Here is an 11,237-nt window from a genome sequence, read left to right as displayed (position 1 = left end):
GGGTGGTGTTGTGCCAGTGCACCCAGCCCAGGGTGGCCAGTTCGACGTCTTCGACGGTCTTCCACGGTCCCGGCCGGGCGGGCCCGTAGATCAGCTCGGCCTTGTAGTAGCCGTTGACGGTCTCGGGGCGCGCCGGCAGCCGCGGGTGGGGTCAAGGCGAGTTGGCGGATCAGTTGGCCGGCGTAGAGTTCATCGATCCGATGTAATAGGTTTCGCGCCCGGTCGGGTATCCGCCGCCGTCGGTGGCGATATGAACGTGGTCGTAGTGGTTGAGGGTTTCTGAGCCGTAGTTCGCCGTCCAGCTCGGCGCGCCGATGCCCGGGTAGTAAGCCTGCCGCCAGATCACATGGATCACTCCCCATCGTTTCGCATTGGCCAAGGCATACCCGGCGATCTGATTGCCGAGCTCGATCCCCTCGGTGCTGTGATAGTTCGGGATCATCACGTCGATCGCCAACCCATTGGGATGCCATTGCAAAGGGTCCTGCCGGAACCCGCCGATGGTGGTGATTTCGGGAAACAACACGCTGATCGCACGGGCCGCCCAGATGGTATGGACCTGTAACCCCTCCTCCGGTGCGACGCCGGGTGGCAGCGCGAACGGGACTTCCCGGCTAGCGATGGGCGCGCTTGCCGCCTGCAATTCCGCCGCCGCGGGACTGGCGGCGGGCGGCGCGCCGGCCGGCACAGATCCCGCGACTATCGGTGTTATCGCCGGGGTCTTGACGCAGCACGGAGGTTCGGTGCTTTGCGCGTAAAAAATGGCGCCGGAGACGACGAGTGAGGCCGCGATTGCCAACCAACGGCCCCGGCCGTTGGCTAACAGGTCTCTGCCCACGAACAGCACCCTACTGCTGTGTTTGACGGCGGGTAGCAATTTTCGTCAGCTTTCGGGTGGTCGCTGTGAGGCCGGGTGCAGCCGACGGCAGTGTGAGGCGCGCGAAAACCCTTGGCGCTCACCTCATAACCCGGTCGTGGTACAACCGGGAGCCATGAGAGGTCTTGCCGACGAGACGCGGTGGATGGATGCCACAGACCAGGCCGGGCTGGTAGCAAAGGGCGAGGTCACGCCTAGCGAGCTGCTGGAGGCGGCGATCGAGCGGATCGAGCGGTCGAACCCGTCATTGCATGCCTTGGTCATCGAGTGGTTCGACCACGCCCGCTTGGTGGCCGCCGACCCGGCGCTGCCCGACGGCCCGTTCCGCGGCGTCCCCTTTTTGCTCAAGGACCTTTACACGAGCTTCGCCGGCCAAACCCTGTCGAACGGCAATGTGGCCCTGAAAGCGGCAGGCAAGACCGACACCGCCGACACCACGCTGGTCGCCCGGTTCAAGGCCGCTGGACTTGTCATCGCGGGGCGGACGAATACCTCTGAGATGGGCAGCCTGCCGACGGCACAGCCGGTGGCCTGGGGGGCAACGCGCAATCCGTGGGCGCCGGAGCGTACGCCGGGTGGGTCGAGTGGCGGCGCCGCCGCCGCGGTGGCGGTCGGGATGGTTCCCTTCGCCAACGCCTCGGACGGGGGCGGGAGCATCCGCATCCCGGCGTCATGCTGTGGACTTGTGGGACTCAAGCCGAGCCAGGGACGGATCACCGTCGGGCCGGTACGGGCCGAAGTGGGGCTGGGAGTCGAACTGTGCGTCAGCCGCACGGTGCGCGACACGGCGGGGCTGCTTGATGCGGTGCGCGGTCCCGGTATCGGCGACACCGTGATCGCGCCGGCACCGGAGCGGCCGTACGTCGACGAGGTCGGCGCTGATCCGGGTCGGCTGCGCATCGGACTGCTCGATGTACATCCGCGCGGCGACGTACTGCATGAGGCCTGCATCGCGGCGGTGCGCGCGGCAGCGTCGATGCTGGAGGGCCTGGGGCACACCGTCGAACCGGCGTGGCCGAAGTGCCTTGCCGACACCACGCTGCCCGAGAAGTTCATGGCGCTGTGGGCCACCCAGATGGCGATGGCGGTGCGCGGTTTCGGCGAGACGCTGGGACGCGAGCTGACGCAAGACGACGTCGAGCCGGTGAACTGGGTCCTCGTCGAGCAGGCGCGGCGATTCACCGCCGTCGACTACGCCGCGGCGCAGGCGGCGGGGTGGGCCTTCCGGCGCGAGCTGCAGCAGTGGTGGGCGGACGGCTGGGACCTGCTGCTCACACCGACGCTGGCCGAGCCGCCACCAGCGCTGACGGAGTTCGAGAACAATCCCGAGCAGCCCACGGCACCGATGCGCCGCGCCGGGCGGTTTGCCGCGTTCACGCCGGCGTTCAACATGAGCGGGCAGCCGGCGATCAGCCTCCCGCTGCACCACAACGCCGACGGCCTGCCTATAGGCATCCAGCTCGCCGCCGCATACGGCCGAGAGGATGTCCTCATTCGCGTTGCCTCCCAATTGGAATCGGCACACCCCTGGTCGTCCCGGCACCCGGCCATCCCCTGACGCCGGCGTCGTGCACAGCTAATCCCGCAGTCGCACCGTTACCAAGTCGCGACCAAACCGCTTGAGCCGTTCCGTTCGTTCCGCCCGGATGGTTCGGATGGCCGGACTAAACTGACGGCATCGAAACGGGCGGCCATGTGCCGCCTCGGAGGGGAGCAGGGGGATGGCTATTCGGTATCCGGCGCGCGCGCCCGCTGACATCCCTATCCACTTGCCGCCAAGCCGCACAGTGGCTGTCCGCGCTCCGGACGGTACCCGTCTGCACACCGAAGTGTTCGGACCCGAAGACGGCTATCCGATCGTGCTCGCGCACGGCATCACCTGCGCTATCCGGGTATGGGCCAACCAGATCGCCGACTTGGCCACCGATTACCGGGTGATCGCCTTCGACCACCGCGGCCACGGCCGTAGCGGCGTCCCGCCGCGCAGAAACTACACCCTGCATCACCTGGCCTCCGATCTCGACGCCGTCCTGGAGGCCACCCTGGCACCACGCGAGCGCGCGGTGATCGCCGGGCACTCGATGGGCGGCATCGCGATCGCGGCCTGGTCGGATCGTTACCGTCACAAGGTCGCGCACCGCGCCGACGGGGTGGCGCTGATCAACACCACCACCGGTGACCTGCTGCGCAAGGTGAAACTCCTGCCGATGCCGGCGCCGTTGGCGGCAGGTCGCGTGCTGGCCGCCCGCCGCCTGGTCGACACGTTCGGTTCGTTCGCGCTGCCGGGCGCGGTGGGGCCCGCCGCCCGCGAGATGATCTCGATGCTGGCCCTCGGCGCCGACGCTGATCGCGCGGCCTGCGCGCTGCTCTACGACCTGTTCGCCGCGACGTCACCGCCCGGACGTGGCGGCTGCGCGAAAATGCTCGTCGGCGCCTTGGGGCGACAGCACATCAGCCTGGCCGGTCTGACGGTGCCGACGCTGGTCATCGGCAGTGAACGCGATCGGCTGACCCCGCTGAGCCAGTCCCGACGGATCGCGGAGGCCGCACCTAACCTGGCCGCGCTGGTGGTGCTGCCCGGCGGCCATTGCGCGATGCTGGAACGCCCCGCCGACGTCACCCGGGAGCTACGGGCACTGGCCGAATCGTTCACCCGGTGCCCGGCTGCATAGCTCATAGCCGCGCTTATATCTGAGCCGCGACCTCGGCGGCTGCCCGCTGGCCGGAGCGCACCGCGCCGTCGAGGAACCCGGTCCACTCGTCGGCGGTTTCGGTGCCGGCCCAGAAAATCGGTCCGACCGGGCGGCGCAACCACGGCCCGTAGCGCGTCCACGATCCCGGCGGCACCGCAGCGGTCGGCCCGCCTGCTGCGAATTCCTCTGCGCCCCAGCGGTAGTCGACGTAATCCAGCGGCTTGAGTGCGTCGTCGCCGAACAGGGTGGCAAAGCAGTCCAGCGCACACTGCTGGCGCTGATCGGCGGGTAGCTCGTCGAAGCCGCGGGCATCGACGAAACCCAACAGGATGCCCGGCCCGTCGGGCTGCGGGCTGACGTCGAAGGTGATGAACACCGGGCCCTCGTCGGAGAGCGCCTCGCCGGAGAACCCGTCGGCCCGCCAGAACGGGGTGGGGTAGGCGGCGTATGCCTTAGACAGGCGGCCCTGCGGCCAACGCGTGGCGAGCTGCCCGTATTCGGCGGGTAGCGGGGGAATGAACTCGATGTCGGCCCGATGCGCCGGTGGGATCGCGACGATGACGAACCGGGCCTCGGCCCGGCCCTTCGCACACGTGATCGCGACCCCGCCGTCATGGCGGTCGATGCGGCACACCGCAGCGCCCAGCACCACCCGGTCGCCGAGTTCGGCGGCCGCTTTCTCGGCGATCTGCTGGGTGCCGGCCGCGAAACGGTCCTGCTGGGCGCCGTTTTCCACGTCGAGCAGCCGGTCCAGACCGCCGGCCGCCCGCACGTAGCGGGCGGCGTGCAGCATTGACACGTCGTCGGGCTCAGCGCCCCAGGTCACCCGGGCCATGATGGCCAGCAGATCGCGTGCGGTCGCACCCGCGTGCACCGACCGCAACCAATCGCCCAGCGACTGGCCGTCCAGCCGGGCCGCGCGCCGCGCTCTCCACGGGTCGGCCAGCGGGACCTTGCGGGTGATGCGCTCGAATTGCCAACGCACCCGGCCGATGTCGAGCAGCCCGCCGAGCGACAGCCTCGGGATGGTGCCGGAATACCGGCGAGCCGTGCCGCGCCACCGGATCAGGTTGGCGCCGTCGTGATAGGTCGGCACGGTCGAGATGTCGAGCTCGGCGGCCAGCGCCAGCACCGCATCCTGGGTCGGGCCGACGAAAGTACCACCCATGTCGACCGGGATGCCGGCGACATGACCGGTGTGTGACCGCCCGCCCACCCGGTCACGGCCCTCGAGCACGAGCACGTCGTGTCCGAGCCGCATCAGGTCGCGGGCCGCGGTGAGCCCGGCGAATCCGGCACCCACCACGACGACATCGGCGGTCCAGGTCGCTGCGGGCACGGGCTCTAGTCAACCGTATCGGGAAGCCGCGGCGAAAATCGGGACGGCCTACCCTGGAAGGACGCGTGCCTCACCGCCGACGTGAGAGGAGTGACTCGATGGTCGAGGGTCCGGACGAGTTCTTTGACGTGGTGATCATCGGCGCCGGGATATCGGGGATCGGCGCCGCGTACCGCATCCGGGAGCGCAACCCGCAGCTGCGCTTCGCCATCCTGGAACGACGCTGGCACCTGGGCGGCACCTGGGACCTGTTCCGGTATCCCGGCGTGCGGTCCGACAGCGACATCTACACGCTCTGCTTCCCGTGGGAGCCGTGGACCCGCCCGGAGATGATCGTCGACGGCGAACATATCTGGCAGTACCTGGCCGACACCGCACGCAAGTATCACATCGACGAACACATCCACTTCGGTACCTACGTCCGCTCGGCGGACTGGGACTCGAGCACCGACACCTGGACGTTGTGCGCCGAACAAGGCGGTGACGAGAAGACCTACCGATGCCGGTTCGTGTTCTTCGGTACCGGCTACTACGACTACGACAACCCCTACAACCCGAGCCTGCCCGGCGTCGAGGAATTCGCCGGCGAGGTGGTGCACCCGCAGCACTGGCCGGACTCACTGGACTGCACCGGCAAACGTTGCGTGGTGATCGGCAGCGGCGCGACAGCGGTCAGCCTCATCCCGTCGCTGGCCGAACAAGCCGCGCATGTCACGATGCTGCAACGCACCCCCTCGTACATGATTTCGGCCCCGCAGGTGGAGCCGACGGCAGTTGCGATCCGAAAGGTGTTGCCGCGCAGGATAGCTCACTGGATTGTTCGCTGGCGCAACGCGCTTGTCGGCGTATTACTGTGGGAGATATCGCGCCGTGCGCCGGAACTGATGAAACGCAGGCTGCGGCGTATCGCGGAGCGCAATCTGCCGCCGGGTTACGACATCGACACCCACTTCAGGCCGCCATACAACCCATGGGATCAGCGGATGTGCTTCATCGTGGGTGCCGACCTGTACAAGGCGATCAGCGACGGCAGCGTCGACGTCGTCACCGACCACATCGATCACATAGACGCCGCCGGTATTGTGCTGAAGTCCGCACGGCGCCTCGACGCCGACGTGATCGTCACCGCGACGGGACTGCAACTGCAGGCCCTGGGTGGAATCACAGTCAGCCTGGACGGCGAAAAGATCAACCCGCACGACCGATTCGTCTACCGGCGCAACATGCTCGACGACGTCCCCAACATGGCCTGGTGCGTGGGCTACACCAACGCATCCTGGACGCTGGGCGCTGACATGACCGCGCAAGCAGTCGCAAAGTTGTTGGCATACATGAATTCCCATGGCTACACTCACGCCTATCCGCATCTCGGTGACACCGAAATGCCCGAGCAGCCGACGTTCAATCTGCAGGCAGGCTATGTGCTGCGCGCCCTGGACGTGCTGCCCAAATCAGGGACCCGCCGGCCCTGGATGGTCAGCCATAGCTTCCTGCGCGACGTGCTCGACCACCGGTTGCGGCCGATCGAGGACCAGATGGTGTTCGGTCGTGCGAACCTCGACGAGGCGCAGACGGCCTAGAGGGCACGGGATTGGCTGACGCCTCTTCGAGAGTGAATCCTTGGCGTCGAGTGTGCACGTAGGGCGGTATTTTCGCGATTTTCGTGCCCGGGACTCACACTGGAAGCCCTTGGTGCACACTCGGTTTGCGCACAACCCGCCTGAGGCCTCACGGTGAACCCAATCGGCGCATCAGCTCGGTAGCCGCGAATCGGCCGCTGAGCACAGCACCGCCGGCGGTGGCCGGGTTGTCTATGCCGACCGCTTCACCCGCCAAATAGAGCCGGTCGCCGATCGGTTCCTGCAGCCGGCGCCGGTCGTCCAGGCCGGAACCGGGCGCGTGGAAGGAGTAGGAGCCGAGCGCATAGGGGTCGCGGGTCCAACTCGACGTCATGACCTCGACCGGTGTCAGGTCGTCGCCGAACAGCTGTCGGGCGATCGGCAGCGCGCCGGCCATCACCTCGTCCGGGGAGGACGACTCCACTGACCGGCCATGATGACCGGCGTTGAAAGCCACCACGATCGGCCCGGTGTCGGCCGGCAAGGCAAACCATTGCGACCACAGCCCCGGGTCGCTGCCGATGAATTGGTGGAAGATGTTCTCCGAGTCCCAGGTCCGCCGCTCGAAGCGGAAGTAGCTCTTGGACAACACGCCGAATCCCAGGGCACGTACGGCGTCGGCATGTCCGTCGGGAAGAGGCGGGTCGAAGGTGATCGCACCGGATTTCAGCACCCCGAGGGGAACGGTGACGATCGCGGCAGATCCGTCGTACGACCGGTTGCCGGCCACGACGCTGACCGAGTCGTCTCGTCGCACGACCTTGGTGACCGCAGTGTTCATCATGATGTCGAGCCCAGCGGCGAGTAGCCGTGGCAGGCCGTCGTAGCCACTCGGCAGAATTGCCTGTTCGCCGGTTGTGTACTCGCCCTTGTCGAACGTCGTCGCGGAGAGCTGATCCGCGTCGGCGGCGAACTCCTGCTCGATCTCGGTAGTGACGTAGAAGGCCAACTGCAGGCGTTCCGCGGCCGAGAGCTCCGCGCGCGTCGCCTTGGCGTTGACGGCAGCCGCGAGAGTTCCGCCGTCGACACCGTCACGGGCGCTGGCGACGAACTCTCGCCACGTGTTCTCGTCGTAGTCCATCGGCGATAGCCGGGGATCTACCACCACTTGCGCCGACTCGTACTGGGTTGGCACCAGCTCTATTCGTGCTTTCCCGGCCAGCTCGGTCAGCGGATTGCCCGTCGTGCCGTGGATCCATGCCGCACCCATTTCGAGGGGTGCGTGCCAGTTGCGCTCGGTGTACACCCGGCCACCGATGCGATCACGGGCTTCGATCAGCCGAACCGGCCGTCCCGCGTCGGCAAGGGTGCGTGCCGCGGACAAGCCCGCCATTCCGGCTCCGACGACGAGGACCGGCTTGGTTCCCGGGGGTGGTGGGCCCCCCGTCGAACAGGCACCCGCCAGCCCGGCGCCGACCATGCTCGCCGTTGCGGCCAGGAAGTCCCGGCGGGAGATCGGGGACATGTCGTCAGGGTCTCACGTAGCAGCCACCCGAACTCATGTTTTGGCCGCTGCTGTGCAATTTGGCAACAACCAGACGCCGTGGCGGAGCTGGTATACATGTCGAGTTGTCACCCCCGCGAAAGGACTCTCAATGAAGCTTGCTCCGGCAACTGTCGCCGGCGTGTTGGTCGCGACCATGGTGGTCGGCGCGGTGATCACCGGCTGCGGTGGCGACGGCGACTCCTCTGTGCCGTCGTCCCCGCCCGCGCCCTCGAGTTCTGCCGCGTCATCGACCGACTCGAGCCCGGTGGCGAGCCCGCCGGAGGCAGAACCGACCGATTACAGCGGGTTGCTGCTCAACGCGAGTGATTTCGGCTTCATCACACCCGACCCGCCGGTATTGAATCCCAACGGCGTGCCCGGTGTTGCGCAGCTGTACACCAGCCCCGACGGTAACGAGCGCATCGGGGACACCATCGTGATCGCTGCCGATCCCGCGATCGCAGCGGCCGGACTGGAGCACGCCAAGGCCAATTACGCGTCCAAGGTCACCGGCACGTGGCAACCGGCCGACGTCGGTTTCAATGGGGCGATCATTTCCGGCACGTCGCCCGATAATTCCCGGGCGGTGACGGGGCTGTTGTTCACCGAGGGCAAAGTGCTGGTGAATCTGGAATTCAACAGCGCGCCCAACGATCCGGTCCCTCCGGCCGATGCGATCAATTTCGGCCGCAGGCAAGACGCCGCGATCAAGGCCGGGTTGCCCGGCGAGTAGCGGGCAGTCCCGAACCGGCACAGCAGCCGAACTAGGGTGCCACCGTCAGCCAGTCGGCGAACCCCGACGGGTCGTGGCGGCCCAGCGCGCCGTGCTCGTAGAGCCCCCAGCCTTCGACCGGATCGCGGTCGCCGTCGCAGCACACCGCGCGGCCCACATGGTCGATCACACCGAACCCGGAGCGGGCGACGATCGCCGGATCGGTCATGTCATAGGTCAACCGTTCGGTGAACTTCTCGCCCTTCCACATGCCGTGCAGCCAATCGGAGTCGCCGCCGTAGCCGCCGCCGACATGGATGGGCACCGGCAATTTGGATTCCACCTCGAAACGCACCGGTGTGCCGTCCGGCCGCGCCGCCTCGATCGTCGCGCCGGTCGGAATGCGGGTACCGGACCGGTAATGAATTTTCACCCGGGGCCAGCCGAGTTGTTCGACACGGCCGTCGCGCCAGACCCGGGTGCAGTCGTTGAGCGAGCGAAACCCGTTGGGCGCCTCCTGAATGATCAGCACGATCGCGAAGTCGTCGAACGCCATCGGCACGTATAACCACCACATGCCCTCGAACGGCGGGTCGGCGGGCCGCCCGGCCGGCTCGGGTTCGCCGATCGGCCGGATGCCCCAGGACCGGTCGCGGCTGCCGATCCAGGTCGCCGGGTCGACGGCGATCTCCTCGCCGTCGAGCACGATCCGCCCGCTCCAGGCGCCCAGCTGGGCGAACCGCTGCGCGTCCAGGGTCACCCGGTTACCGGAGCGCAGGATGTGCGGCTGTTCCTGCACGACGTCGAACAGTCCCTCCCAGGACAGGTCGGCGGCGACGCCCTCGGTCTCCTCGAGGATCACCCGCAGTTTGCGCAACGGCTTCTCGACTTCGATCCGGTAGCCGCCCACATGCTGGTGCAGCCGGTCGGAGTCGATCGCGTCGGACCGGTGCACCGCGGTCTGGACATCACCGCGCCGGATCAGGACGAACGCGTCCTTGACGCCGAGGTTGGGGTAGTAGCCGACGCCGGTGATCAGGAAGATGTCGCCGGTGCGGTCATGGGCGTTCAGATAGGCGCGGTCGTAGAAGTTGCGGTCCGAGGATCCCGGCCAGGCGATCGGCTGCGGGATCTGGTGTACCGGGAATTCGTCGAGCGGTCCTATCATCAATCTTCTCCAATGAGTCTTTTCAGCAACTCGGCATGGTAGAACAGCGATTCGACATCGTCGGGTTTCTCCACTTCGCCGAAGTGCACCCGGCGCGCGCCGGTTCGCATGAAGACGCACGCCCACATCAGCGCCGAATACGCGTAAAACCACTGCAAATCACCGAGTTCCACGCCGGTGAGTTCGCGGTAGGTGGCGCGCACGTCGTCCTCGCGCATAACCTCCGGTAGCCCCGGCAGGGTCGCCAAGCTGGCGAGTTCCTGAAACACCATGTGCGCGAAGATCATCCACGCCACGTCGAGCTCGCGCGGTCCCAGCGTCACCATCTCCCAGTCCAGCACCGCGACCGGGCGGAAGTCGCGGTAGAGCACGTTGCCCATCCGGGCATCGCCCCAACACAGCACCGGTTGACCGGTGTCCGCCTCATGCGGCCAGTGCGCCTGTAACCAATCGAAGGTGCGTTCCAGCAGCGGTGAGCGGCCGACATCGGGGACGCCGAAGTTGTACCAGGACCGCACCCAGCCGAAGTGCCGGCGCAGCGCGGTGTCGCCATCATTGGACAAGAAGCCGAATGTCTTCTCCGCGTTGGGGATCGAATGTAGCTTGGCCAACACCTCTATGGTGGCGTCCTGCAGTTCGCGCTGATGTTCGGCGGGCGCGTCGGCGAACCAGTTGTTGCCGAAGGTGTAGGGCATCAGGTCGGGCGGCACAACGCCCTCGACGTAGTCCATCAGAAAAAACGGCTTGCCCAGCACGTCGCCGGTGGTCTCGATCCAGCGCACCGGCGGGACGGGCACGTCGGTGAGTTCGCCGACTTGGCGCATCACCTCGAATTGATGGTCGAGGTGGTACGACGGGAACACCGGCACGTCCTCGGCGGTGGGCGCCACCCGCGCCACCCAGCGCTGCTCGACCGGGGTGCCGCCGTCGTCCCAGCGGCCGGTCAGGATGATCGTCTCCGAGGACATCCCGTTGGCGTCGATGCCACTTTCCACGGTCACCTGCGGTGTCATGCCGCCTGGTAGCACGGTGGAAAGCCATTGCGCCATCACCGCCGGCACGGTGGTGACGTCGCGGCTGGACCGTTGGAGTCGGTCGATGTCGGTGACACCGGGTTGGTTGGCCACAAGCGCCTCCTTCGTGAGGCAATTACGATACGGTGGGTAGCGTTATGAAAGCAGACCCGTCCGCCAATGACAAGGCCACCGGCGCCGGACGGCCCCGGGACCCGCGTATCGACGCTGCCATACTGACGGCGACGGCGGATCTGCTTGTGCAAATTGGATATTCGAATCTGACCTTGGCTGCGGTTGCTGAACGGGCCGGAACCACGAAGACGGCGC

The 11,237-nt window shown here is 67.1% G+C and carries 10 protein-coding genes and 1 pseudogene; 5 read left to right on the top strand and 6 right to left on the bottom strand.

The window, feature by feature from the left end; genetic code table 11:
* Both ACRDTL_RS09345 and ACRDTL_RS09340 read right to left on the bottom strand, forming a co-directional pair.
* A pseudogene (locus ACRDTL_RS09345) lies at positions 1–133 on the bottom strand (IS3 family transposase); the annotation flags it as partial.
* Between the two features lie 36 nt (positions 134–169).
* On the bottom strand, positions 170–877 hold the full coding sequence (locus ACRDTL_RS09340; protein WP_431506426.1) for a glycoside hydrolase: 708 nt from the start codon (positions 875–877) through the stop codon (positions 170–172).
* A 115-nt stretch (positions 878–992) separates the two neighbouring features.
* On the opposite strand from ACRDTL_RS09340, the gene ACRDTL_RS09335 reads away from it, so the two are divergent.
* Both ACRDTL_RS09335 and ACRDTL_RS09330 read left to right on the top strand, forming a co-directional pair.
* Complete coding sequence (locus ACRDTL_RS09335; RefSeq protein WP_431506425.1) at positions 993–2,435, top strand: amidase; 1,443 nt, start codon at positions 993–995, stop codon at positions 2,433–2,435.
* A 163-nt stretch (positions 2,436–2,598) separates the two neighbouring features.
* Complete coding sequence (locus ACRDTL_RS09330) at positions 2,599–3,549, top strand: alpha/beta fold hydrolase (protein ID WP_431506424.1); 951 nt, start codon at positions 2,599–2,601, stop codon at positions 3,547–3,549.
* A gap of 13 nt (positions 3,550–3,562) precedes the next feature.
* On the opposite strand, the gene ACRDTL_RS09325 is transcribed toward ACRDTL_RS09330, so the two are convergent.
* Positions 3,563–4,909, bottom strand: coding sequence for a flavin monoamine oxidase family protein (locus tag ACRDTL_RS09325; RefSeq protein WP_431506423.1), 1,347 nt, complete (start codon positions 4,907–4,909; stop codon positions 3,563–3,565).
* Between the two features lie 98 nt (positions 4,910–5,007).
* Between ACRDTL_RS09325 and ACRDTL_RS09320 the strand changes: the two genes are divergently transcribed.
* Positions 5,008–6,489 carry a flavin-containing monooxygenase gene (locus tag ACRDTL_RS09320; RefSeq protein ID WP_431506422.1) on the top strand — a complete coding sequence of 494 codons (1,482 nt, stop codon included), beginning with the start codon at positions 5,008–5,010 and terminating at the stop codon, positions 6,487–6,489.
* 148 nt (positions 6,490–6,637) lie between these two features.
* Here ACRDTL_RS09320 and ACRDTL_RS09315 read toward each other — a convergent pair whose 3' ends face one another.
* Positions 6,638–7,993: a flavin monoamine oxidase family protein gene (locus ACRDTL_RS09315; RefSeq protein WP_431506421.1), complete on the bottom strand. Its 1,356-nt coding sequence runs from the start codon at positions 7,991–7,993 to the stop codon at positions 6,638–6,640.
* A gap of 130 nt (positions 7,994–8,123) precedes the next feature.
* On the opposite strand from ACRDTL_RS09315, the gene ACRDTL_RS09310 reads away from it, so the two are divergent.
* Positions 8,124–8,747, top strand: coding sequence for a hypothetical protein (locus tag ACRDTL_RS09310; RefSeq protein WP_431506420.1), 624 nt, complete (start codon positions 8,124–8,126; stop codon positions 8,745–8,747).
* A gap of 31 nt (positions 8,748–8,778) precedes the next feature.
* On the opposite strand, the gene ACRDTL_RS09305 is transcribed toward ACRDTL_RS09310, so the two are convergent.
* Both ACRDTL_RS09305 and ACRDTL_RS09300 read right to left on the bottom strand, forming a co-directional pair.
* Positions 8,779–9,894: a hypothetical protein gene (locus ACRDTL_RS09305; protein WP_431506419.1), complete on the bottom strand. Its 1,116-nt coding sequence runs from the start codon at positions 9,892–9,894 to the stop codon at positions 8,779–8,781.
* Complete coding sequence (locus ACRDTL_RS09300; protein WP_431506418.1) at positions 9,894–11,021, bottom strand: phosphotransferase family protein; 1,128 nt, start codon at positions 11,019–11,021, stop codon at positions 9,894–9,896. The genes ACRDTL_RS09305 and ACRDTL_RS09300 overlap by 1 nt, the downstream gene beginning before the upstream one ends.
* A 44-nt stretch (positions 11,022–11,065) precedes the next feature.
* Between ACRDTL_RS09300 and ACRDTL_RS09295 the strand changes: the two genes are divergently transcribed.
* A partial coding sequence (locus ACRDTL_RS09295; protein ID WP_431506427.1) for a TetR family transcriptional regulator occupies positions 11,066–11,237 on the top strand: 172 nt, incomplete at its 3' end.

This window comes from Mycobacterium sp. (assembly GCF_050700595.1).
GTDB lineage: Bacteria > Actinomycetota > Actinomycetes > Mycobacteriales > Mycobacteriaceae > Mycobacterium.
Note: the sequence above shows the minus strand (reverse complement) of the source record. Positions and strands in the feature narration are given on the sequence as shown.

What these genes read in the sequence shown, in the direction of transcription:
- ACRDTL_RS09335 (WP_431506425.1), top strand. Translation starts at nt 993, where the DNA reads ATGAGAGGTCTTGCCGACGAGACGCGGTGGATGGATGCCACAGACCAG.
- ACRDTL_RS09305 (WP_431506419.1), bottom strand. Translation starts at nt 9,894, where the DNA reads ATGATAGGACCGCTCGACGAATTCCCGGTACACCAGATCCCGCAGCCG.
- ACRDTL_RS09315 (WP_431506421.1), bottom strand. Translation starts at nt 7,993, where the DNA reads ATGTCCCCGATCTCCCGCCGGGACTTCCTGGCCGCAACGGCGAGCATG.
- ACRDTL_RS09320 (WP_431506422.1), top strand. Translation starts at nt 5,008, where the DNA reads ATGGTCGAGGGTCCGGACGAGTTCTTTGACGTGGTGATCATCGGCGCC.
- ACRDTL_RS09310 (WP_431506420.1), top strand. Translation starts at nt 8,124, where the DNA reads ATGAAGCTTGCTCCGGCAACTGTCGCCGGCGTGTTGGTCGCGACCATG.
- ACRDTL_RS09330 (WP_431506424.1), top strand. Translation starts at nt 2,599, where the DNA reads ATGGCTATTCGGTATCCGGCGCGCGCGCCCGCTGACATCCCTATCCAC.